The 23,601-nt window shown below is 59.2% G+C and carries 22 protein-coding genes and 3 pseudogenes; 20 read left to right on the top strand and 5 right to left on the bottom strand.

What is annotated here, in order from left to right:
* Window positions 1-74 precede the first annotated feature (74 nt).
* Window positions 75-458 (top strand): annotated as a pseudogene (locus tag H522_RS16900) (RNA-guided endonuclease TnpB family protein); the annotation flags it as partial.
* A gap of 51 nt (window positions 459-509) precedes the next feature.
* Window positions 510-881: a PTS sugar transporter subunit IIA gene (locus tag H522_RS16905; protein WP_281173063.1), complete on the top strand. Its 372-nt coding sequence runs from the start codon at window positions 510-512 to the stop codon at window positions 879-881.
* A gap of 129 nt (window positions 882-1,010) precedes the next feature.
* On the opposite strand, the gene H522_RS20240 is transcribed toward H522_RS16905, so the two are convergent.
* On the bottom strand, window positions 1,011-1,487 hold the full coding sequence (locus H522_RS20240; protein ID WP_051343639.1) for a YqzG/YhdC family protein: 477 nt from the start codon (window positions 1,485-1,487) through the stop codon (window positions 1,011-1,013).
* 146 nt (window positions 1,488-1,633) lie between these two features.
* Here H522_RS20240 and msrA point away from each other — a divergent pair.
* Window positions 1,634-2,167, top strand: a pseudogene (msrA, locus tag H522_RS16910) (peptide-methionine (S)-S-oxide reductase MsrA); the annotation flags it as partial.
* 42 nt (window positions 2,168-2,209) lie between these two features.
* Here the strand turns inward: msrA and H522_RS0101470 are convergent.
* Window positions 2,210-2,803: a helix-turn-helix domain-containing protein gene (locus H522_RS0101470; protein ID WP_026960941.1), complete on the bottom strand. Its 594-nt coding sequence runs from the start codon at window positions 2,801-2,803 to the stop codon at window positions 2,210-2,212.
* Between the two features lie 109 nt (window positions 2,804-2,912).
* Between H522_RS0101470 and H522_RS0101475 the strand changes: the two genes are divergently transcribed.
* The 10 genes and pseudogenes from H522_RS0101475 (at window position 2,913) to H522_RS16920 (ending at window position 10,929) form a co-directional block, all read left to right on the top strand.
* Window positions 2,913-3,206: an AzlD domain-containing protein gene (locus tag H522_RS0101475; RefSeq protein ID WP_245577967.1), complete on the top strand. Its 294-nt coding sequence runs from the start codon at window positions 2,913-2,915 to the stop codon at window positions 3,204-3,206.
* A 12-nt stretch (window positions 3,207-3,218) separates the two neighbouring features.
* Window positions 3,219-4,025: an AzlC family ABC transporter permease gene (locus H522_RS16915; RefSeq protein ID WP_051343641.1), complete on the top strand. Its 807-nt coding sequence runs from the start codon at window positions 3,219-3,221 to the stop codon at window positions 4,023-4,025.
* 170 nt (window positions 4,026-4,195) lie between these two features.
* Complete coding sequence (locus tag H522_RS0101485; RefSeq protein ID WP_026960943.1) at window positions 4,196-4,525, top strand: hypothetical protein; 330 nt, start codon at window positions 4,196-4,198, stop codon at window positions 4,523-4,525.
* 471 nt (window positions 4,526-4,996) lie between these two features.
* Window positions 4,997-5,899, top strand: a complete 903-nt coding sequence (locus H522_RS0101490) for an MIP/aquaporin family protein (RefSeq protein WP_026960944.1) — start codon at window positions 4,997-4,999, stop codon at window positions 5,897-5,899.
* A 53-nt stretch (window positions 5,900-5,952) separates the two neighbouring features.
* Window positions 5,953-7,464, top strand: coding sequence for a glycerol kinase GlpK (glpK, locus tag H522_RS0101495; protein ID WP_026960945.1), 1,512 nt, complete (start codon window positions 5,953-5,955; stop codon window positions 7,462-7,464).
* Window positions 7,465-7,477: 13 nt separating this feature from the next.
* Window positions 7,478-7,675 carry a hypothetical protein gene (locus H522_RS21990; protein WP_026960946.1) on the top strand — a complete coding sequence of 66 codons (198 nt, stop codon included), beginning with the start codon at window positions 7,478-7,480 and terminating at the stop codon, window positions 7,673-7,675.
* Window positions 7,660-7,901: pseudogene (locus H522_RS22400) on the top strand (dihydroxyacetone kinase subunit DhaK). Before H522_RS21990 ends, H522_RS22400 begins: the two are co-directional and overlap by 16 nt.
* A gap of 56 nt (window positions 7,902-7,957) precedes the next feature.
* Window positions 7,958-8,152: a DAK2 domain-containing protein gene (locus H522_RS0101505; RefSeq protein ID WP_026960947.1), complete on the top strand. Its 195-nt coding sequence runs from the start codon at window positions 7,958-7,960 to the stop codon at window positions 8,150-8,152.
* 185 nt (window positions 8,153-8,337) lie between these two features.
* Window positions 8,338-8,916, top strand: a complete 579-nt coding sequence (locus H522_RS0101510; protein ID WP_026960948.1) for a glycerol-3-phosphate responsive antiterminator — start codon at window positions 8,338-8,340, stop codon at window positions 8,914-8,916.
* A gap of 291 nt (window positions 8,917-9,207) precedes the next feature.
* On the top strand, window positions 9,208-10,929 hold the full coding sequence (locus H522_RS16920) for a glycerol-3-phosphate dehydrogenase/oxidase (RefSeq protein ID WP_051343643.1): 1,722 nt from the start codon (window positions 9,208-9,210) through the stop codon (window positions 10,927-10,929).
* Here the strand turns inward: H522_RS16920 and H522_RS0101520 are convergent.
* A complete protein-coding gene (locus H522_RS0101520; RefSeq protein ID WP_155836115.1) occupies window positions 10,904-11,743 on the bottom strand; it encodes a ZIP family metal transporter in 840 nt (279 codons plus the stop codon). The two genes, H522_RS16920 and H522_RS0101520, sit on opposite strands and share 26 nt — an antisense overlap.
* Window positions 11,744-12,127: 384 nt before the next feature.
* Between H522_RS0101520 and cimA the strand changes: the two genes are divergently transcribed.
* A complete protein-coding gene (cimA, locus tag H522_RS16925; RefSeq protein ID WP_035452157.1) occupies window positions 12,128-13,732 on the top strand; it encodes a citramalate synthase in 1,605 nt (534 codons plus the stop codon).
* Between the two features lie 159 nt (window positions 13,733-13,891).
* Here the strand turns inward: cimA and H522_RS0101530 are convergent, their stop codons facing one another.
* Window positions 13,892-15,022: a GntR family transcriptional regulator gene (locus H522_RS0101530; RefSeq protein ID WP_026960950.1), complete on the bottom strand. Its 1,131-nt coding sequence runs from the start codon at window positions 15,020-15,022 to the stop codon at window positions 13,892-13,894.
* A gap of 305 nt (window positions 15,023-15,327) precedes the next feature.
* Between H522_RS0101530 and H522_RS0101535 the strand changes: the two genes are divergently transcribed.
* The 5 genes from H522_RS0101535 (at window position 15,328) to H522_RS0101555 (ending at window position 20,647) form a co-directional block, all read left to right on the top strand.
* A complete protein-coding gene (locus H522_RS0101535; RefSeq protein ID WP_245577968.1) occupies window positions 15,328-16,758 on the top strand; it encodes an extracellular solute-binding protein in 1,431 nt (476 codons plus the stop codon).
* A 182-nt stretch (window positions 16,759-16,940) separates the two neighbouring features.
* Complete coding sequence (locus H522_RS0101540; RefSeq protein ID WP_026960952.1) at window positions 16,941-17,819, top strand: carbohydrate ABC transporter permease; 879 nt, start codon at window positions 16,941-16,943, stop codon at window positions 17,817-17,819.
* A gap of 64 nt (window positions 17,820-17,883) precedes the next feature.
* A complete protein-coding gene (locus tag H522_RS0101545; RefSeq protein ID WP_026960953.1) occupies window positions 17,884-18,717 on the top strand; it encodes a carbohydrate ABC transporter permease in 834 nt (277 codons plus the stop codon).
* 17 nt (window positions 18,718-18,734) lie between these two features.
* A complete protein-coding gene (locus tag H522_RS0101550) occupies window positions 18,735-19,604 on the top strand; it encodes a sugar phosphate isomerase/epimerase family protein (RefSeq protein ID WP_026960954.1) in 870 nt (289 codons plus the stop codon).
* Window positions 19,605-19,624: 20 nt separating this feature from the next.
* Window positions 19,625-20,647 carry a Gfo/Idh/MocA family protein gene (locus H522_RS0101555; RefSeq protein WP_245577969.1) on the top strand — a complete coding sequence of 341 codons (1,023 nt, stop codon included), beginning with the start codon at window positions 19,625-19,627 and terminating at the stop codon, window positions 20,645-20,647.
* Window positions 20,648-20,765: 118 nt separating this feature from the next.
* Here H522_RS0101555 and H522_RS16930 read toward each other — a convergent pair whose 3' ends face one another.
* A complete protein-coding gene (locus H522_RS16930) occupies window positions 20,766-21,341 on the bottom strand; it encodes a TlpA family protein disulfide reductase (RefSeq protein WP_051343645.1) in 576 nt (191 codons plus the stop codon).
* Window positions 21,342-21,609: 268 nt separating this feature from the next.
* Here H522_RS16930 and H522_RS0101565 point away from each other — a divergent pair, with 268 nt between their 5' ends.
* Window positions 21,610-23,460 carry a copper resistance protein CopC gene (locus H522_RS0101565; protein WP_026960956.1) on the top strand — a complete coding sequence of 617 codons (1,851 nt, stop codon included), beginning with the start codon at window positions 21,610-21,612 and terminating at the stop codon, window positions 23,458-23,460.
* Window positions 23,461-23,601: the final 141 nt, after the last annotated feature.

Here is a 23,601-nt window from a genome sequence, read left to right on the forward strand (position 1 = left end):
TCGGTCGAGATCGACCTTTTTATCGGCAGCGATGATGACCGCATCCGCCTCCGCGATGTCCGCACAAGGTAACGACAGAGCTCACGAAAACCAAGCGAGAAATCGTCGTGGAAGACCTGAATGTGCAGGGGATGCATCGGAATCGGAAGCTGGCGCGCGCCATTTCGGACACCGGATGGGGCGAGTTTCGCCGAATGCTCGCGTACAAGTGCACATGGTATGGATCAACGCTGACGGTCGTGCCGCGCTTTTACGCGAGCAGTAAGACATGCTCCGTATGCGGGCATGTGTTGGACGAGTTGCCGCTTTCGGTGCGCGAATGGACGTGTCCGAGGTGCAACACGCACCACGACCGTGACGTGAATGCGGATCGGAATCTTTTGAAGTTCAGTACCGCGAGTTCCGCGGGAATTCACGCCTGTGGAGAGTCCTCTGGCGGGGCGGCGACACGCCGCTAGTCAAGGCTCATCGAAGCAGGAAGCGACGAGTGGATATTTGTCCGTTATTTGGTGGAACAGGCGAGGAGCCTTGACCGGGTCCAGGATGTCGAGGCAGTGGTCAAGGCGGTTTTACAGCGCGAGCAAGAAGGAACGACGGGGTTTGGCCACGGGATTGCCATCCCGCACGGAAAATCAAGCGCGGTCAGCCAACCGACGCTGATTTACGGACGGCTCGCACAGGCGGTGGATTGGAAGGCGATGGACAATCAACCGGTCAGCGTCCTGTTCATGATTCTGGTGCCCGAACAAAGCCACAACGAGCACCTGCAGATGTTGGCCAAGCTCGCCCGGCGGTTGATGCATAAAGATTTTGTCGAACAAGTCCGCACCCTGTCGGACGCTGGCGAATTGGCCGCCTACGTCCAGGCCGAGTTGGCTTAATGCGCGCCCGCACAACCCTAACAGATAGCGAACAGACAGCGCTCGCTAGGCACACATCATGGTACGGGGGATGCCCCCCGGCCGTAATCTCCCCGGCCGCAACCGCGAAAGCGTGCACCATCTTGCCGATTAACGCGGCGTCTCCCGAAATGTCACCGAAATGAGCTGCTCTGTCTTCGGGTTGAAGGTCACATCCACGTAGACCCCAAATTCTTTCCCTTCTCCGCGCAGCCATAACTTGAACTGCTCGGTGGCACGGTCGGACCCAAGGCTCTTGCGCCCCACATGGAGATAGTCCACCACCCGCGCGTCCGGGTAACGGGCTGCCGTCTTGGCCACCGCAATCTTGCCCCAGCGGGCATACTCGGGCGTGGCACGCTCTCCCTCTGGGGCACGATGGACGGGCACCGGACGCGCCCCCTCATCCAGCCAGCGGGTTGCTGTGGAGTAAGATTCTGCGTTAGATTCCGCCGAGCGAGTTTCTGTCATAGCCGCTACCGACGCTGACCGCGAAGCCATCCAGACCGCCGTCGCCGGCGAGGCGGCGACTGGCGGTACCGCGCTTAACACGGTGCTGCAAAGTACCGACATCCAAACCGGAAGCAACGATGCATCTCTCCTTCGAACTGCTGAGGTCTGCCAATATGGTTGAATATGGATATTGTTCCGGGCGGATCGAACGTTTATGCAAGGGCCAGGAATGCAAACACGTCTGGATTGTGCCATAATGGGCGCAGCAGGGAGGGACAGACATGGCAGAAAGCACAAATAATGCGCAGCTTGCGACCTTTGCCGGCGGTTGCTTTTGGTGCATGGTCAAGCCGTTCGAGGAGCAGCCCGGCATCTTGAAGGTTGTCTCTGGATATACCGGCGGCCACAAGGAAAACCCGACGTATGAAGAGGTCTGTTCCGGCACTACGGGACACGTCGAGGCCGTGCAGATTACGTTTGATCCGTCCGTATTTCCTTACGAGCGGCTGCTTGAGCTGTATTGGCAGCAGATTGATCCGACCGACGAAGGGGGTCAATTTGTCGACAGGGGGTCTTCGTATCGGACGGCCATCTTCTACCACAATGAAGAGCAACGCCAGCAGGCGGAGGCTTCCAAGCAGGCACTGGCAGCCAGCGGCCGCTTCGAGAAGCCGATTGTGGTGCCGATTTTGCCTGCCGGCCCGTTCTACCCGGCGGAGGACTACCACCAGGGGTTCTACCGCAAAAATCCGGAGCACTACCACCGCTACCGGTCTTCTTCCGGGCGCGACGAATTCCTCGCGAAACACTGGAACAAATAACCGCAACCGTGTGACTACCGCGCGTTGTGGCATCGCTTACTGCGGCGAGGTCTCCGGCCCGGGCGCCGGTTCGTACAGCATGGCCATCAGGAAGGTGCAGTCCATATCGGCGGCTGGATTGTGATACGTATGGGGGGCGTCTGCGATAAAGTGGGCGGCATCCCCGGCTTCCAATTGAAGCGTATCCCCCAGCAGACTGAGCACCAGCTTGCCCGATAACACCCAAATCGCTTCGCGCACGTGCGTCCCGTGTTTCTCCGCGACGTGTCTGGTGAGCGGTGCGAGGCGGGCTTGGTACAGCTCCAGCGGGTGCGTAGCGGGGACGGTCAACCCGTTCTGCACCGTGTATCGGCCCTCATCATCCGCGACAACGGGCTGATCCGCACGTCGGACGACGGTCACGGCTGGCCGTTCGACGTCCTGCAGCAGTGCCGAGAACGGGACGCGCAGCCCTTGCGCCACCTTCCACAAGGTAACCACCGTCGCGTTCGATTCACCGCGTTCGATTTGTCCGAGCATCGGTTTGCTGACGCCACTGGCCGCGGCCAGCTCATCGAGGGACCATCCCCGCTGCCGGCGTAGGCGCCGCAGGGACTGTCCGATGCGCAGCGGCAGTTTCTCCGCGTCCACGTTATTCCCTCCGTTTTCGTCTTCGCGTATACTATAACATACGAACGGATGATATATGATACGAAGCGAGGGGAAGGCTTTGCATTCGCTGGCCTGGGAAGTCTTGTGTGTGGGCCTTGGGACTTATTTGATTCGGGCGGTGTCGCTTAGTTGGGGCAGTCGCGTGGTCTGGCCAGGCTGGCTAAAGCGGGTGCTGGCGTACCTCACGCCGGCGGTGCTCGGGGCACTGGTCGGGCCGATGCTGTTTCCATCGGATAGCAGTCTCGCATTCTGGGAAAGCCCGGCTTTGTGGGCGGCCGTACCGACCGTCATTGTGGCCTGGTGGACGCGGCAGTTGTTTTGGACGATTGGTGCCGGGGTGGCTGCGTATGCACTGGCTCGCGGACTGGCAGGGCTATGGTAAGGGGGAGTGGTGATGGCGAGAGGCGCGGTGCCCACGTATAGCGGGTATCGAGATCGACTTGTGGTTGTGGGTCAACAGGTAGCCGCTGGCGTGCGCGACGGTGTCCCCATTATCGTCGCGTATTTCCCGGTGGCGGTAACCTTTGGTGTCGTCTGTTCCGCCAGCGGACTGCCGCGGTTGCTCGGCTTTCTCATCTCTGTCCTTGTCTACGCCGGTGGAGCCCAGTTTATGTTGGTTAGTCTCGCCGTCGCGGGTGTCCCGTGGCTGCCAGCCACCGCCACCGTGTTGTTGGTCAACCTGCGTCACTTCCTCTACGGTGCCGCCCTGGGTCCGTCGCTAAACCGGTGGCCAGAACGATGGCGCTTGATTGCCGCCTTTGGGTTGACGGACGAGGTGTTCGCCATGGCCTCGGGGCGCATCCGCAGTGAAATCCCAACGCCGCCTCGGCATCTGGCGCTGACCTTCGCCTGCTACGCATCCTGGCTGGCGGGGACCGCAGTCGGCCTGGAGGTGGGGGCGATTGTGCCGAGCCCCGTGGCTGACGTTCTCGGCTTCGCGCTGCCCGCCTTGTTCCTAGCGCTGATTCTGCTTGGGGAACGGACCCCTGCCCACCTGTTGGCTGCGCTGTTTGGGGCGCTGGCGGCAGTGGCCGCTACCCACCTCCATCTTGGCAGCTTTGCCGTCTTGCTTGGCGCGGGGGTGGGCGCGCTGGCCGGATGCCTAATCTCCGTCTGGCAGGAGACCCGTTCGCGCGCACCGACGCTTACGGAATCTCATACGACCCTGGAATCCCAGCCGAACGCCGAATCCCAGCATTGACCGGCTGCATATTTCCGCTTTTTCGATGGCTTGTTGCTTAATGGCTGCCTGCGACGCACGTGAGAAACCCCATGCCATCTCAATCTGGACCCCTGTCTCATGGACATCCACCGCCCCGTCTGTGCGGCGCGTCGCGTACCCTGAAGGAACACGAGATGGGGGGTGATTCCATGTGCACCAGGCACGACTGTGAGCGGTATGTTGGACAGTGGGTGCAGTTTCAGACCCCGTACGGTGTGCACCGCGGCATCGTGGAACGGGTGACGCCGCGGCATGCTATTGTCCTGTCACCTCGTCGATACATCCCGGCGCAGTTCGCCACAGAGACGCTTCCTGCGGAGGACGTCAAGCGAATCGATGCCGTTCTCGCCGCCGGGTATGGCCCTTACGGCCCTTACGCCGGGGGTTACGGACGGGGATATCCGGGCGCTTTCTGGGGCCGTTGGGCCGTATCTTTCCTTATCATTTACGCGTTGTTCGGACTCGGATTTTGGTGGTAGTTCCCCGGCTTAAGATCACTTTCCCGCTGAACGAGAAAAATACGCCATACGTTTTCGAGAGCCGCATCCGCCAGCGGCTCTCGGTTTGTGTGCCCGGCATGCGAGAGGACGAGGGCTAGCCTCACTCCCACTCGAACCCCATAACCGGGCTCTTTCCGTTTGCAAGCGCTTTACTTCTTCTAGGAACACCCGTATAATCAATCCATAGCAAGTTGATACGATGCCACGGAGATGTTGGAGACGGCACCTGTGAAGTTGGGAAATCCCTTCTTCGCGAGGAGGCCGTCTTTTTCTTTTCAAGCTTCGACAAGGGGGGAGGTTGTGACTTTATTGGGGTGGACTGTCGTTCGATTTCCTTTGCTGTCGTTGGACGTTACAACTCCGGCGCCTATTTCTGGTGCAGAGAGTACTCGGCCGAGGTATATCGGTTTGAGTCATGAGCATTAACACATAGGTACAGGGGGGTTACTGATGGCTCAACTTCCAGCACGACGGGGTTGGCGATCCCGATTGTGGGGTGAGTTGCTTGCTGAGTATCTCGGTTCTTTGGTCCTCATCGCGTTTGGAGCTGGTGTCGTCGCGGTGGCCGTTGTCGGGCTTCCTGCCTCAGGAAGGACGGTGTCCATCTTCCACGCGGCAGGGGATTGGTTACTCATTACCTGGGGCTGGGCGTTCGCCGTGGTCCTTGGCGTCTATGTGGCTGGCGGCGTATCCGGAGCGCACTTGAATCCGGCGGTATCATTCGCTATGGCCCTGCGAGGCGAGCTTCCGTGGAAGAAGCTGATTCCGTACTGGGTGTCCCAGGTCGCCGGATGCTTTACCGGTGCTGCCATCGTCTATTGGAATTACTACCGCGCCATTGACGCATACAATCAGGCAAACCATGTCGTAGTGAGGAGTGCGCCAAATGGTTTGACGACGTTCAGCATCTTTGCTACGTTCCCAGCCAAGTACTACACCGGCCTGAGTGGGCCGCTGCTCGACGAAATACTGGGCACATTCTTTCTGGTACTCGCAATTCTCGCTATCAACGATACAAAAAATCTTAACGTGCAAGCCAATCTTGGACCGTTCATTGTGGGTATTGTAGTGGCTGCCGTCGGCATGTCGTTCGGGGTTGGATCGGGTTACGCCATCAATCCGGCTCGCGATTTCGGCCCACGCTTGTTCACGTGGTTGGCCGGATGGGGAGCTAATGCTTTCCCGGGGCCGATGGGATACTGGTGGGTTCCGATTGTGGGGCCACTCCTTGGCGGTGGCATCGCCGCGTTTGTATATCGGTGGTTGATTGAGCGGACGCTCGCGGAGCGCCTGGGGACAGTTAATGAGGAACATTCTGTCGCCAGTCAAGACGAGGTTTCCATCGGGCGCTGAAGGCAGGACTGTAGTTTCTATCAAAATTTTAATCTGGGTAGGTGATTCCCCTCATGGAGAAAAAGTACGTATTGGCGTTCGACCAAGGCACCACCAGTTCTCGCGCGATTCTGTTCACCCGTGAAGGTCAAATCCACAGTGTAGCACAGAAAGAGTTTGCGCAAATCTATCCCCAGCCGGGCTGGGTCGAGCACGATCCGATGGAGATCTGGGGCACGCAGAGTGGCGTGGCGCGCGAGGTGTTGGACAAAGCGGGCGTCTCGGTGGACGAGGTGGCGGCCATCGGCATCACCAATCAGCGGGAGACCACCGTGGTCTGGGAGCGGGACACCGGCCGACCGATATACAACGCCATCGTCTGGCAGGATCGACGCACCGCACCCATCTGTGACGACCTGGTCGCCCAGGGACTGGCGGATAAGATTCGTCAAGTCACCGGCCTCGTGGTGGACGCTTATTTCTCGGGGACGAAGGTAAAGTGGATTCTGGACCACGTCGAAGGCGCGCGTGAGAGGGCGCGACGCGGGGAACTCCTATTTGGCACAGTCGATACTTGGCTGATTTGGCACTTAACGCGGGGGCGGGTGCATGTCACCGACTACACGAATGCCTCGCGGACCATGCTGTTCAACATCCACACCCTCGATTGGGACAATGAGCTGCTGCGCATCCTCGACATTCCGCGGGCGATGTTGCCCGAGGTACGCAGTTGCAGCGAAGTGTACGGATATACGGATGAAAGAACCTTCGGTGGGGCCGAAATCCCGATTGCGGGCATCGCAGGCGATCAACAGGCGGCCCTCTTTGGTCAGGCCTGCCGGAACCCGGGCATGGTCAAAAACACCTACGGAACCGGCTGCTTCATGCTGATGAACACCGGTCAGACTCCGGTGGATTCTCATTCGGGGCTGTTGACCACGATTGCCTGGGGATTGGACGGGAGAGTGACATACGCCCTGGAGGGCAGCGTGTTCATCGCGGGCGCGGCGATTCAGTGGCTGCGGGACGGGCTGCGGTTCCTGGACGCTGCCCCTGACTCCGAGTACTTTGCCGCCAAGGTCCGAGACACTGACGGGGTGTACGTGGTTCCGGCCTTTGCGGGACTTGGCGCTCCATACTGGGACATGTACGCCCGTGGGGCCATCTTTGGTCTGACGCGGGGTACGAGAAAGGAGCACATCATTCGTGCGACACTGGAATCTCTGGCCTATCAGACGAAGGATATCCTCGATGCGATGCAGAAGGATTCTGGCATTGAGTTGCAGCAACTGCGGGTCGACGGGGGCGCTTCGGCCAACAACCTGCTGATGCAGTTTCAGGCCGACATCCTCGGAGTGCCCGTGGTACGCCCGGCGGTCATCGAATCGACTGCTTTGGGCGCCGCGTACCTAGCCGGGCTGGCGGTAGGGTTCTGGACCGAAGCGGACCTAACGGGTGGTGCCATCGAGCGCCGGTTTGACCCGTGCATGCCTCCTGAAACGCGCAACGCGCTGTACGCCGGCTGGAAAAACGCGGTCAGCCGCGTCATGGGCTGGGCCGACGGGAGCGTAAAGACGACAGTGTGAACAAGGAGGAGCTATGAAAAAGCTCATCAACCATCCGGACCAGGTCGTGGGCGAGGTTCTTGACGGATTTGTAGCCGCTTACCCCGCCTTAAAACGCCTGCCTGGGAATCGGGTCGTGGTCCGTGCCGAAAAAACGCCGAAGGTGGCCGTTTTGCACGGATTCACGCGGAAAAGAAACTGCAGGCTGGAACCAAGGTGGCGGTCATTCTAAACGGCCTGGGCGGAACTCCTGTGAGTGAACTCTACGTCTGCTACCGCCGGCTTGCGCAGGCGCTCACCGAACTCGGTATACAGTCCATCGCGCCCTGGTGGGCGAGTACATAACGGCGCTGGATATGTCTGGCTTCTCAATGAGCATTCTGGAATTGGATGACGAGTTAACACAGTTGCTGGACACGCCTACGCTTGCACCGAGTTGGGACTTAAGGGCTGTGTAACCGCGAGGCAGGTCGGGAGGCCATCCACTCTGAATCCGAGATACGGGGGTGCGCTCATGAACCCAGACCAGTTCATCAGCTTTTTCGAAGCTTATGCGCACCGGATCGAACAATACAAAGACTTGTTGGACCAACTCGATAACCAAATCGGCGATGGCGATCACGGAACCAACGTGACACGCGGGTTCCAAGCTGCGTGGGAGAAGTGCCGAGAATTGGCGGACGCTGATACAGCAACAGCGCCAAACTGAATTGCGAAATGGCGCTCGAACTTTTGCCGCCAGACTCGGGCGGCGCGTATCCATTGCGGCTGCCATGGAGGCGAGCCTGGGCGGCAATCAGGAATCCGTGTTAGCCGCGGCCACGGCGGCCTGGCAGATGCGAAAACTCGAATCGCCTTGACCGAGAATTTACGGATGACTGGAGGGAAACGGATATGACAGCGGCGCTGTTCGACGGGCAGCGAGTCATTCCCGCGGCCAAAACCATCAAGGAATACGAGCAACTCCTGGACAGCCCGCATCCTTTCATTATTCTCCTACAGACGCACCTCGCGCAGTTAGATCCGCTCCTCAAATTGGCGCGGAGGCAGGGGAAAAAGGTCCTCCTGCACGCGGACATGATTCAGGGCCTCAAGCACGACGAGGCGGCCGCTCAGTTTCTATGCCAATACATGCGACCGTACGGGTTGATTTCGACGCACGCCAGCGTGCTGTCCGTGGCAAAAAAGCACCGTCTCGTGACCATTCAGCGGATGTTTCTGCTCGACTCCCAGTCGCTTTCGACCAGCCTTCGGCTGCTGACGAGCGCGATGCCAGACTTCATCGAGGTCATTCCGGGCGTACTGACCGACGTAATTGCCGAAATCAAGACCAAAACGCAGGTTCCGCTCTTGGCCGGGGGGTTCATCCGCACGCCGGAGGACGTTCACAAAGCCCTAGAGGCCGGCGCGACGGCGGTGACGACTTCGCGCAAGGAGCTCTGGGACCGAGATTGGAGCACACGGGACGCCTGAGCCGATGACCACGTTATGGGGCGCGGATGACTCGTTTTCCCGCAGATGGATGACACTTGGCAAGTCGAGCGGCGCAGATGGATGACACTTGGCAAGTCGAGCGGTATAATAGGGACAGAAGGTTATTCCGGCCATGCGGACGTTTGTGCCCGGCCGTGGACGAATTGCTAACTTCGAACAAGTTCATACCCTGGGTGGAGATTTCGGAGAAAACCACGGGCTTTGCGCAGGTTGCGTGAGGCACCGTGGTTTATTGTCTTTCAGCCCATTTTCGATAAGGAGTGATGCAGGGTGTCGATTTCCTTTTCCGCTTCTTCCCGATCCGCTCTTCTCAAGGAACTTTCCGCCTCTCCGCTCGACCTGTTGATTATCGGCGGCGGGATTACCGGCGCTGGCATCCTGCTCGATGCGACAGCCCGCGGGATGCGGGCGGCAGTGGTCGAGATGCAGGACTTCGCGGCGGGTACTTCCAACCGCTCCACGAAGCTGGTGCATGGTGGTTTGCGATACCTGAAGCAGCTGGAGGTCGGCTTGGTGGCTGAGGTGGGTAAAGAGCGGGCCATTGTGTATGAGAATGGGCCGCATATCACCACGCCGACGTGGATGCTCCTGCCGATGATTCCCGGCGGTACATACGGGTGGTGGGCCACTTCCTTTGGCATCTATCTGTATGACCGATTGGCCGGAGTCAAGCATAGCGAGCGGCGAAAGATGCTGCACCGGGAGGATGCACTGGCTAAGGAGCCGCTCTTGCGACCGGACATTCGGGGAGCCGGGTATTACGTGGAGTATCGTACGGATGACGCCCGCTTGACCTTGGAAATTCTCAAGGCGGCGGTGGCAAGAGGGGGTGTCGCGGTGAACTACGCCCGGGCAGAGCAGCTACTCTACGCAGATGGTCGCGTGACTGGGGCCAGGGTCCGTGACCAGCTGACCGGTCAGGCTTGGGAGGTGCGGGCGAAAAAAGTGGTCAACGCGGCGGGACCGTGGGTGGACGAACTGCGCGAATGGGACAAGTCGAAGACCGGAAAAACCCTACACCATACCAAAGGTGTGCACATCGTGGTCGACGGGAATCGTTTTCCGCTCCACAACGCGGTCTATTTTGACGTGCCGGACGGGCGGATGGTGTTCGCCATCCCGCGCGACGGCAAGACCTATATTGGCACCACCGACACCAACTACACGGGCGATTTGGTACGGCCGCGTATGACCACGTCGGACGTTTCGTATCTGTGCGATTGTGTGAACTTCATGTTCCCCAGCGTCAACCTGACGCCGGCCGACGTCGAGTCCGGCTGGGCGGGGGTGAGGCCGCTGATTCATGAAGCGGGCAAGAGCCCGTCCGAGATTTCGCGCCGGGATGAGGTGTTTGTTTCCCCATCGGGCCTGATCTCGATTGCGGGTGGAAAGCTGACCGGCTACCGCAAGATGGCGGACAAAGTGGTCAGCCTGGTGGCTCGTGATTTGACCGCGTTGGAAGGCCGCCAGTTCACCCCGTGTACGACCGCCCACATTTCATATTCAGGCGGAGACGTGGGCGGGTCTGCCGGATATCCTGCGTTTGTCCGCCGCATGACCGAGGAAGGCGTGCGCCTGGGACTGGACCGAGTCAGCGCCGAACAGGTCGCGCGGACGTACGGATCGAACACGGAAAAGGTGTGGGAGGTACTGGCGGAAACAGGCGACAAGGCAGAGGCGCACGGATTGCCGCCGGCGTTGTACGCTCGCCTCCTGTACGGCTTGGCGGAGGAGATGGTAGTCACACCGAGCGACTTTTTCGTGCGCCGCACCGGCATGTTGTATTTCGACATCGCCGGTGTGCGCCGGTACCGAGCGGGGGTACTGGCCGCCATGGCCGACCGGCTGGGCTGGGACACGGCCACGCGGGACGAGATGGCGGCGGAGCTCGAGAGGAGCCTCGCCGATACGGCACCCATCCCGGAGGCGGCAGAGCGCGCAGGCGCAAGCCAGGGGCGCGTCTGGGCTAATGCAAGCCCACACGCTGGATGAGCTGCAGTGAGACGTAAAACAGTGCGACACCGATGATGATGGGCAGGATGGCGGCGGTGCCGCGGTCGCGGATGGCGGGTATCATGTCGGTGGTGGACACGTACAAAAACGTACCCGTAGCCAGTGCCATCAGGACGGCGACCGATGATTCGCCGATAGAACCGAGGCTAAGCGTGACGGCGGCACCGACAAGCGTCGAGAACGCCAACCCGAAAGCGGTCAGGAAGGCGCGCTGGCGCGAGGTGCCCGCCGCCAGGCTAATGCTGGCCATGCTGAATCCCTCCGGGATTTTGTGCAGCGTGATGGCGATAAAGATGAGGATGCCCGTGGATTCGCTGACGGCGAACGATCCGGCGATGACTACGCCATCCATGAACGTGTGAAACAACAGCCCCACAAACGAGATCAGCGCGGCGCGCGGATGAATCATCTGCCGGTTGCCGGGGTGGGCGCTCGTTTCGGCAGCCATGTCACGTTCGGTCTGCAACTCGGGCGTGATCGCCATGGCGAGGCCCGAATGGCCGCGGCCGGCTGCATGCAAGTGAGTGTGCGTGTGCACGTGCCGACTGGCGCCATAGCGTTCCATGAGGAGAAGGCCTAAATACCCGATGAGCATATATACAGGAGCGGTGGACGGGGCTGCGTGCATCGCGTCCGGCAGCCGGTCCAGAACAGTCGCCCCGAGGAGAAAACCCGCCCCAAGGCTGGTAATCAGCATCGCTTGGCGCTCATTGAGCGGCCAGATGACGGTCAGCGCTCCACCGATGACGTCGGCAAACGCGGCGATGACGCACAGCAAAAATACAAACCACATGTACAGTTCCACCCCTGGATTATCGAAAATGATTTTCAACAAAGCGAACCCATCATATCAGGAATGGGCGGATGTGTAAACCATATTGGCTAGGGTGCCCTTGGCCGGGTGCCGCAACAGCGCGCGTCCAGAAAGAAGTACGGTTAGACACCCCCGAAAAGGTGACAGTCTCGAAAAGGTGACAGTCTCGAAAAGGTGACAGTCTCGAAAAGGTGACAGTCTCGAAAAGGTGCGTGCAGGTGCGTGCGCGTCGATACGTGTTGGTTTGCCTCTGAACTCTCAACTTGTCGGTTGCCAGAACTCGCAGACTTCCGGTACTATGATAGGAATAGGAACAGACAGAGTTGTCCGATAGGTACGGTTTGGGAGAGGAGAGCAAATCGAATGGAACGCATCGCCCTGTTGGATACCACATTGCGTGACGGCACCCAGGCGGAGGGTGTCAGCCTTTCGGTCGAGGATAAGCTGCGTATTGCGGCCAAGCTGGATGAATTGGGCATCACGTACATTGAGGGCGGTTTTCCGGCGGCAAACCCGAAGGACCAGGAGTTCTTCGCCCGTGCGGGTACGGAGTTAAACCTACAGCACGCCCGTTTGACCGCCTTTGGCAGCACGCGGCGCCCGTCTTCCACGGCGAGTGGGGACGAGGGGCTGCGGGCACTCTTGGACTCGGGTGCGCCGGTGTTGACGATTGTCGGCAAGAGCTGGGACCTGCACGTGCGGGAGGCGCTGCAGGTCAGCCTGGAACAAAATCTGGACATGATTCGCGACTCGGTCCATTGGCTGAAGCAGCACGGCCGCGAGGTCATCTTTGATGCGGAGCACTTTTTCGATGGCTTTCGCGAGAATCCGGAGTATGCCCTCTTGGTCTTGCGCACAGCGGAGGCGGCGGGCGCGGACTGGGTCACCCTGTGCGATACCAACGGCGGCAGCCTTCCGGATCATATTCGCAAGACGGTGGCGGCGGTCTGCGCGGCCTTGCGGATTCCAGTCGGCATCCACGCCCACAACGACTGTGAGCTGGCGGTGGCCAATACGCTGGCCGCGATTGAGGCCGGGGCGACGATGGTGCACGGCACCATGAACGGGATTGGCGAACGGTGCGGCAACGCCAACCTGACCTCCATCATCGCCAACCTGGAGTTGAAGCTGGATTTGCGTTGTTTGCCGACCCCGCATCACGTCCGGCGCCTGACCGAGGTGTCGCGGTTTGTTTCGGAGGTGGCCAACCTGGTGCCGCAGAGTTATCAGCCGTTTGTCGGCCACAGCGCCTTTGCCCACAAAGGCGGCATCCACGTCAGTGCCATCCTGCGCAACCCGCGCACGTATGAGCACATTGAACCGGAGCGGGTGGGTAACGTGCGGCGCGTACTGGTGTCGGAACTAGCGGGGGTTTCGAACCTCTTGCATCAGGCGGAGCGGCTGGGCCTGAACCTGAAGGATCGCCCGGCGGAGACGCGGCGGCTGCTGGAGGAAATCAAGGAGCTGGAACACCTCGGTTACCAGTTTGAGAGCGCGGAGGCGTCGCAGGAATTGATGCTCTTGCGCACCTTCGGCGACTTCACGGATGTGTTGACGGTGGAGTCGCTCCGCATCCACGTGGCTCAGCAGCCGGGCGCAAACCTTATCGCGGAGGCGGTGCTCAAGCTGTCCGTGTCCGACCAGGTTGTGCACGCGGTGGCGGAAGGAGACGGCCCGGTCAACGCCCTCGACAACGCCCTGCGCAAAGCCCTGCGTCCGTTTTACCCGGCGATTGACGAAATGCACTTGGCTGATTATAAGGTGCGCGTTTTGGACGGCAAGGACGGTACGGCCGCCAAGGTGCGGGTGTTGATTGAATCCACCAACGGCAGGCAGGTGTGGCGGACGGTGGGGGTCTCGCGTAACGTGGTCGAGGCGAGTTGGGAGGCGTTGGCCGACAGCGTGCGGTATTTCTTGCTGTGCGTAAACAAGTCTGGCCCGGCGCCGGAAGGTGTGCTGACGTACTGAAAAGGTCCCCTTCGATGATGGCTGGCCTGCCCGATGCCTTCCAGAGGCGAGGGCAGGTCAGTCGGGTGGCCGCGGTCAGGGCGCCTTATACAGATTGCCCAAGCGGCCGCCCAGCGCCCTCCGATAACGTCCGGCTCAAGTCGCCCGCGACGGCTCTGTTTAAGGCACTCGTGATGGTGCCGGACCGCTTGATTGGCCTGTGATGAGGCGACCGGAGAGTTGGACAAACGGATTATCCAGTGGCTGTCGCTGGATGATGGATAGCAGCATATCGACCGCAGTTTCACCGATTTGCGTCTGGTCCTGCTGGATATGTGTAAACTTAATTCCGGGGACGAAAGGAGGGCAGTCAAAGGAAACCAGTGACAGGTCGTTCGGAATCGACTTCCCCAGTTCTCGGCACAATTCAAACACAATTGTGGCGTAGACGTACTCTGTGGTCAAAACAGCCGTTAACTCTGCATGCTCCTGCAAATAGTGGCGGATGACCTGGTACACGTCCTGCTGTGCCGGTTGCTGCATACCGCCGCCCGTGGGCAGGGACGACAGGTTCAAGGAATGGTCGACCAGAATCCGATGGTCCTCCAGCGCGGCCAAATACCCGGCAAACCGATCTTCCAGGGTTGATGTGGCGGTGACCCCTGGGGAGATGAAACCGATTTTTTCATGTCCAAGGTCAATCAGGTGCTGGGTCAACTGGTACGCAGCCGCCTGATTGTCTGTACTCACATATGGAATGGGAATTTTGTTCAAGCGTTTATCAACCAGCACCAGTGGAAATTGACGCAGGTGCAGACTCAGCAACTCATCACTGTAGTACTCGCCGTACACCGGATTGACCAACAAGCCCTGAACGCCCGCCTTCACGGCCCGTTGAATCGCCTGTTCTTCCTCTTCTTGAGATTGATTGGTAAAGCTCACCAGCACCGACCATCCCTGTCGCTCCGCAGTGGCAATTGCACTCGTCAGGATGGAGAGTCCAAAGTCGTCAGAAACCGCTGGGCAGATAAACCCGAGCAGTCGTGGGGTGGGGGAGGATACCGACACGGCTGTCTCTTCAACTGGCGTAAACGCCTCTGCAACAAACGACCCTTTGCCTGGGAATCGTTGAATCAGTCCTTCGTCCGCCAGACGCTGCAGGGCTCGATGAGCCGTGATGCGACTAACGTGGAAGCGCTCGCTTAACTCCTGTTCAGTTGGCAACTGGGCGCCTGGTGCAAGTTCGTGCGTAATGATCTGCTGACGGATAAAGTCGTAGACCAGGCGCTGCAGGGGTGTTTCCGGCTTCAATCGCAGTCCCTCTCCCCAACACAGATTTTATATCCCTTTGTATTTATACAATTGATACAATACAACTTTCGTTTTGTAATTGCAACTAGTCATACAGAAGTCAATAATCCTACTTATCTATTGATGCAGGTGGATATAAACGATATAATTGCAGTGAATTCAGATACAGTTTGAGGGGGTTATACAAAGACGGTTGGAAGTGATCCGAAGGAGTGATGAATGAGATAAATGTAAACGCTTACTGAAAATTGTCGGAGGATGACGACTTGGGTCGGCGCGGGCACAAGCGTAAAGGAGGAAGGAAAATGTACAGAACCAGACGCATCTCGACCATACACATTTGGGCGGTCATGTCGGGGGTTGCCCTTACCGGTGCGGTGGTGGCTGGGTGCGGAAGCACCGGATCTGGCAGTGGCAACAACGCCAGCAACAACACGTCTTCGAATGGCAGCGCGGGTTCCAGTCAACAAACGATTACGGTCGCGTACCAACAGTTTGGGAAGCCGCCCTACTATAACGCGGAGTGGCTGCAAAAGGCGGCCAATCAGTTTGAAAAGGAACACCCGGGCGCCAAGGTCAAATTGGAGCCGATTGAGGCCTCTGAAAACGATTTTTATACCAAAATTGACCTGATGATGAAATCGGCCAGTACGGCGCCAGACGTTGTTACAGAAGATACATTTTTAATTAATGCGGACGGATCGGCCGGGTACTTAGAGCCCCTGAATCATTACGTGAACAATTGGAGCGACTGGTCGAATTTCAGTAGTGCCATAAAAACGGGGTCAACCTCTAATGATGGAACGGTCTATGGCGTTCCGTTCAGCACCGACACCCGCGGCCTGTACTACGATGTGAAAATCTTCAAGCAAGCAGGCTTACCGGTGCCCTGGCACCCGAAAAACTGGAACGATATACTCAGTGCCGCTAAAGCCATCAAGGCTAAGGTGCCGAGCGTTGTGCCACTGTGGATGCAGGTGGGCAAGGCTACCGGTGAAGCAACCACTATGCAGACCTTTGAAATGCTCCTCTACGGGACTAATGATACCTTGTACGACGCGAAATCGAACAAATGGATTGTGCAGAGTCCCGGCTTTTTGGACTCCTTAAAGTTCATTCACGATGTGTATTCTCAGAACCTCGGGCCGAGTCTCTCACAGATTTTGAACGCTCAGGCTGGAAACACGGAGTCGCAGGAGTTGATGCCGCAGCAGAAAATTGGTATTGCCCTCGACGGAAACTGGTTGCCCGGAAACTGGTTGAAAAGCGGGCCCTCGCCGTGGCCGAATGGGACCAAGGCCTACCAGTTGACGGCCATGCCGACCGAGCATGGCCAGGCGCCGGGTTATACCTCCATGTCCGGCGGTTGGGCGCTTTCGATTGCGAAAAAGTCGTCCCACAAAGACCTAGCTTGGGACTTCATCAAAATCGCGGCCAACAAAGCGAATATGGAGTGGTACGACGTGCACCAGGGGAATCTGTCTCCACGTGAAGACATCGCTCAAGACCCCAGCTATCAGAACGCACCCGGGCAGTTCTTCAAAGTCGCGACGTCGTTTGAGAAATTCAGCCACTTCCGGCCGGCGAACGCTCAGTACCCCAGCGTCTCGACACAGATTCAGACCGCCGTTGAAGCGGTGGCCACCGGATCGGCAACGCCGGAACAGGCGATGCAACAGTACGCCAACAACGTCGCACGGATTGTTGGCGCAAGCCACGTCGAGACGAAAAAGTGACACGTACGGCGTTGCGAGGGCGGCTAGAACCTGTCGGCGCCCTTACATTGTCCGGAAAGGGGGCGGGTAAGCCTTTCCGGACAACCTCTTTCAGCTGCCGTTGTGCAATCAAGGGGGGGATGTCCATCATGGCGGTGAACCCAAGTTCCGTGCCCAACGTTCGCACCCGTACCAGGGCTGGCATGGCTTTCAAGTCGTCTGGAAACGGCTGGCGGGCCGCCCTGTTCATGCTTCCGTCTTGGGTTCTGTTGCTCGTCTTCTTCTTTGTCCCGATTTTGCTCACGTTTTATTTCGCGTTTACGAATTTATCCTTGACCGGCAGTTCCAGCTCCGCGGTCACCTTTGTCGGTTTCCGTAACTTCGCGAATATGTTTTCCGATCCGACGTTCCGTGTCAGCATTCTACGTACCATCACGTTCCTCGTCTTCTCGGCCATCATCGGCCAGCAGGTATTGGGGCTCTTGCTGGCGCTGTTGATGAACGAACGCCAGCGGGTGTTTCGCAGTGTGATTGGCGTGCTCGTACTGGCCGGATGGGTAACCCCAGAAATCGTGGTCGCATTCATCTTTTACGCGTTTTTTAGCGACCAGGGCACCCTGAACACGGTGCTCGGCTGGTTCCATGTTAAGCCGATTGCCTGGCTGTACACGTTCCCCATGACCGCCGTGATCGTTGCCAACATCTGGCACGGAACCGCCTTTTCGATGCTGGTCTATCAAGCCGCTCTCGGCGATGTCCCGAAAGAGATTCTCGAATCGGCGCAAATCGATGGGGCGGGACGGTTCCAGCGGCTGCTGCGTGTCACCCTGCCGGTCATCAAGGGATCGATTGCTACCAACATGGTGCTCATCACCCTCCAGACCCTGGGCCTATTTACGCTCATCTATTCGTTAACTGGCGGGGGGCCGGGCAACAAGACGGAGACGCTACCCATTTACATGTATCAGCAGGCGTTCGCCGACTATCAGCTCGGCTATGGTACTGCCATCTCCTTGATCCTGCTTGTGATTGGTATCCTCGCCAGCCTGCTTTACATGCGCACGTTGAAGATTGAGCTGTAGGAATGAACCGGAAATACGGGCGTATGCCGAGACCTGGCGTATGCCAAGGGAGGTCACGGCCGCAATGCCGCACGTCAACCGATTTACTCTAGACAAAATGCTCGCGTACGGGGTGCTCGCCCTCATCGGCCTGGTCTTTCTCGTACCGCTCTTATGGATGATCTTCGCGTCCTTTGAGCCGGACGCTACCCTCTCAATCACCTTTCCAAAGCAGTGGTCCTTCACCAACTTTGGCCAAATTCTCACTCAACCGGCTAACCAGCGGGCGTTCTTGAATGGACTGTTGTTGTCGCTGGGTCAGTCCATCGTCGTGGTTATCGTCGCCGGGCTGGCTGCATACCCATTGTCTCGGTACCAACTGAAGTACAAGCGGCCGTTCATGTACGTAGTGCTGTTTTCTACCACATTGCCGATTACGGCCGTCATGGTGCCGGTCTATGAGTTGTTTGTATTTCTGCACATGACCGATTCCCTCTGGTGGACGATGCTGTTTCTGTCCGCGTCCGGGCTGCCGTACGCGATTTGGATTATGAAAAACTTCATGGACTCGGTTCCCCTAGAGCTGGAGGAGGCCGCCTGGACGGACGGTGCGTCGACCCTCACCAGCCTGCGTCGGGTCGTCGCACCCTTGATGGTGCCCGGCATCTTCACCGTCGGCATCTTTACATTTGCCGGCAGCTGGGGCAACTTTTTCGTCCCGTTCATCCTCATTCAGAGCCCGGCCAAACTGCCGGCCTCCGTCACCATTTTTCAGTTTTTCGGTCAGTATGGATCCGTCGCGTACGGGCAGCTGGCTGCGTTTTCGATGCTGTACACGATACCGGCGGTGCTCCTATACATCCTTGGCCAACGCTACATGTCGGCCGGATTCAACTTTAGTGGCGCTACGAAAGGTTAAAGGAGGCATTTGAGACGATGACAACCCCAATCGGAGCCCGTATCCCATCCCAGGTGATGCAGCAAGGCATCGCGGAAGCCGCCCGACTGCTGCACGAAATCGGCCTGACGGCCATCGATGTGCCGCAGCTCACACCGGACGCCGCACAGGCCGCACGCCAATACGGCCTCGTCCTCGGCACGTCTGATGTGCAGAACGTACCGCAGCTCTTGAATCCCAATCCCGATGTCCGCCGCCAGGCGGTCGAGTCCGTCTGTCAGCAGATTCAAGCCGTCGCCGCCTTGGGCGGGAAGGCGGTGTTTATGTGCCTGGTGCCGGAGAACCTGGCCCAGCCCATCTCCGAGTCGCTGGAGTACTTCGCCGCCGGATTTCCCACCATCGCCGATGTCTGTGAACAGACCGGGGTGCGCGTGGCGCTGGAGGGTTGGCCCGGACCGGGGCCTTACTACCCGACCCTCGGCTACACGCCCGAGGTCTGGCGTGCGATGTTTGCCCGGGTTCCTTCGACTGCCATCGGTCTGTGTTTCGATCCGTCCCACCTGGTGCGACTGGGCATCGATTACCTGCGGGTGCTCGAGGAGTTTGCGGACCGGATCGTCCATGTTCACGGGAAGGACACCGAGCTCCTGCCCGAACAGCGGTACCTGTACGGATTTCTGTCGGCCAAACTCGACCCGATGCCCCCGTTCTCTGAAGGCTCCTGGCGCTACACCATTCCTGGTAGTGGGGAGGTTGACTGGCACCGCATTGCGTATCGGCTGCAACGTATTGGCTATCGGGGCTGCGTGTCGATTGAACTGGAGGATGCCCGTTATTGGGGCAGCCTGGGGCAGGAGCTGCAAGGGATACAGAAGGCGTTCACCCACTTGGCGACCTGTTTCGCGTAACTCGCAAGGAGAAAGAAAGGATGGTTAAGATGGCGAGTGTTCGATTTGTGATGATTGGTGTAGGCGGGATGGGGCGGGCGCACATCCAGCGTCTGCTGGCGGTGCCGGAGGCGGAGATTGTCGCCTTGGTCGATCCGTCCGAACCTGCTATCCGGGCTGCTCGGTCGTTGGCTCCCCAGTTGGCGGATGTACCCGGATTTACTTCGCTGGAGTCGGCCTTGGCGACGGTGGAAGCGGATGCCGCGGTCATCGTCACGCCACACAGCCAACACTTTGAGCAGGGAATGGCGTGTTTGGACCGCGGCCTGCACGTATTGATGGAAAAGCCGTTTGTCGCCGGCAGCGAAAACGCTCGCCGCTTGATTGAAGCGGCGAAGGAGCGGGGGCGGCACATGGCGGTCAGCTACCAGCGGCACACGGAAGGCCCGTACTTGTACCTGAAGCGGTTGATTGCGCAAGGGGAGCTGGGCGAGATCCGCTTTATCTCCGCCTACCAGGCGCAGTCTTGGTTGGAGTCGACGCGCGGTACTTGGCGCCAGAACAAGGCGCTCTCCTGCGGGGGGCAGCTGAACGACTCCGGATCGCACCTGTTGGACGTGGTGTTGTGGCTGACCGGGCTGACGCCGCAGGCGGTCTTGGCCCAGGTAGACAACCGCGGCACGGAGGTGGATATCGACAGTGCCCTGACCGTCCAGTTTGTCGGGGGTGCGATGGCTACCTTCAGCATAGTTGGAAGCGCGAACATCGGGTGGTGGGAAGACGTCTCGATTCACGGCAACAAAGGCAGCGCTCTCTACCGCAACGGGGAACTGTTTGTCTCCATCGGGCACAACCAGCCGCTTTGGCGCGTGGAGACGGAAGACCTGCCCCAGGGCAGTAACCCGGACGCCGACTTTATCGACCTCATCCAGGGGCGCGTCGCCAGTGCGGCGGCGCCGGCCGAGTGCGGCTACCAGGTGGCCCGTTTGACCGAAGCCGCCTGGCAGAGCGCAAAACGCCAGGCGTGGGTGCCGTTTGTGGTGGAGGAGCGGGTTAGCAGGTAAATTCATTCAGGGCGTCGGGCTGGGCGAGCCAGCGCAGAATGGGGACGACGGGTCTCCGGATTGCGTACCAAGGCGAGGAAGATCAGTCCGGCGTCCGTCTGCGTTCCGGGCATTTTCCTCAGCCACGTGTGCCCAGGGCTTGTTTCCAGACCGCCAGCGTGTGTTCCCCTTTCAGCAGTTCGACCTGGCCGTTGTGGTTGAACGCCAACGTTGGAAATGAATACTGCCCATGGTCTCCATCCAGCAGGTAGTACACCTTCATGTTTTTGAGGCCAAACGCCCGCACTTCCTCGTCGCTGATGCGTTTTGCCTGCGTCAAGGTTGTGCCTTTGGCGTACCCGACGCTGACCAGCACGGGCATCTCGGCTAACTGGTTGGCGTGCTTGTGGAGCAGGACAATCGTCCGCTGACAGTGCGGGCACCAGTACGCTTCGAACAACAGCGGCTGCTTCTTAGCATCCAGTGTTACTTTACGTCCGTTCGCATCGTAGACCGTCACTTTTGCGTATAGGGAAGCCCCTTTTCGGGTGGCGTCGAATTTCTTAATGGGCGTAGCCTTTTCGTCATTCAGCCGATTGGTGAAGGTGGTCGGACTGACGGTTTGTGATTTGTAGACCGGTTGGCAGCCGACGGTGAGGAAAACGCTTGCCAGCGTCACTGCGATTGCCGACCATCGCCAACGGGTTCGCCTCATTCGTAACGCCTCCAATAGAGATTCGTGGAGTAGTCCGTCCCTCATTATAGTGGCCAAGGGGCGCGTAGATTGACCAACAGGCGGAAGAATGTTGCAGATGGATGACAGATTGTCTGGAGTTTGTCATATTTGTGCGTCGGGACGGGCCTGATAGACGGATCCGGGCGTGCTATGTTGGAGGTGGACGCGCTCAGTTACGGTGGCGTGAGCGCTCACACTTAGGGTGGCCCGAGCGCTCGGTGGCGTGGTCCTAGATGGAGGCGGAAACATGCGTGGACGCGGTGCGCATTCAAGAAGCGTAACATGGGGCCTTGCTCTCGTTCTCGGTTTTCTGGTTTGGGTGCAGGCCGTCCCTGCTTTTGCCCACGCCTATATTGTTCGGTCCAACCCCACCCAAGGGGCTGTGCTGACAAAATCGCCGCATCAAGTTGAGATATGGTTTGACGAGTCGGTGCAGGCGGTGTTTGATGCCGTTAAGGTGGTCAATGCCAGCGGACAGCGGGTGGACGCCCACAACGCCCACATCAATCCACACAACCTCCACGAATTGGTATGCACACTGACACCGAACCTGCCGTCTGGGTTTTACAGTGTCGAGTGGCGGGTGGTATCCGCGGACGGACACCCGGTTAACGGCGTGCTCACGTTTCAGGTGACTGAGGCGGGTGGACAAGCCAGCGGCCGTGGCTCTGCGGACGAAGGGGCCCAGGCGCCGGAGTCTGCCAGAGGGGCACAAGCGCCCTCGTCGGTTACACAAGGTTACCTGCCAGGCGTGGATATGGTCGTGATACGCACCTTGACCTACCTGGGCGTGGTCGTGGCCCTGGGGTCAACGTTTTTGGTCGTCGGTGTGCTGGCTGGCATACCGGGTGCCTACATGGCCAAACGGCGTGTGCGGCAGCTGCGGTTACTGGCGAGTATCAGCTTAGTGCTCGGTATTCTCCTTAGTCTTCCATTGCAAACCCGCATTGACGCCGACATCGGCTGGGGGCAGGCCTTCTCGCTCAGCCTCTGGGGGACGATGCTAAAGGAGACTCGGTTTGGCCAGGTCTGGCCCTGGCAGTTCGGTGTGGGGTTGCTTCTCCTGGCGTTGTCCGCATTCGTGCTCCCGGCGAGTGAGCGTTTGGCGCAACTCACGCGTCTGCGGACGGATCGTCAGCGGCTAGATGAGGATGCGAACAACATGGGGGAGGACACTGGCGGCGCAGTCAGCGAAGATACCTATGTCTTGACCCGGGTGTATGTCGGGCTGTTGGAGACGTTCGCGTCTACGGCGGGTATAGCCATCCTGTTGTGCCAATCGCTCATCGGGCACGCAGGAGCCGAGACGGAGCCGGCCTGGCCGGTGATGGGCGACGTGGCGCACATGTTAGCCGCCTCCATCTGGCTTGGCGGTGTCGTCAGCCTTGCGATGCTCGCGTTTTTCCCGGACAAGGACGTGTGGTTGACCGCTCTGCGCCGATTCGGACCCTGGGCCGGCGCCAGTTTGGTCGTGGTCGTGGGTACGGGAGTCTATGCTTCGCTGCTGCACATCCCGACCTGGTACGCCTTAGGACACACCCGCTATGGCCGCACGCTCTTGCTGAAGCTGGTACTGGTTGCGCTCATGATGGGGCTGGGCGTGCTTCATTTTTGGCTGGTACGCAGAGGCGGACGGACGGACGCTCAGGCGCGCCAGCGGCCAAAGAGGAGTCTCTGGCTGGAGGCAATCGTCGGCGTGTGTGTGCTCGGCCTCACCGCGGTGTTGACCAACCTGCCTACCGCCATGGCGGCCCCGGGACCGGTCAACCAAACCCTGGCGCTGACCAAGGGAGCAGAGGCGCAAATCGAGATTCAACCCAATGTCATCGGCCGCAATCAGGTGGTGGTGCGGCTGTACAAGGCGGGAGAGCCGGAAACCGATGTTCAACAAGTGACCGTAACATTTACGATGCTTGATATGTCCATGCCGTCGGAGACCGTACGCCTCAGGCAGACGGCCCCAGGCGTATACACCGCCATCGGCAATTGGTTGTCAATGGCTGGTCACTGGCGAGTGCGGGTGCACGTCTTGACCAGCGCGTTTGCGGACGAAAATGGGGATTTGCGCATGGTCGTGGGTACTCTGGTGGGAGGCTAAAAAGAGGGTGTTCGGAAAGGGGGACTATCTCCCGGCCTGAACGGTGTCCGGGCTATAACCGGCCTACACGGTCGCCATTGGCGATGAGGCCTCAATCGGAGGCACTTATACGGTCAGGGCGGCTTCGACTGCGAATCGCAA

Origin of the sequence: Alicyclobacillus herbarius DSM 13609 (assembly GCF_000430585.1) — a bacterium.
Lineage (GTDB): Bacteria > Bacillota > Bacilli > Alicyclobacillales > Alicyclobacillaceae > Alicyclobacillus_G > Alicyclobacillus_G herbarius.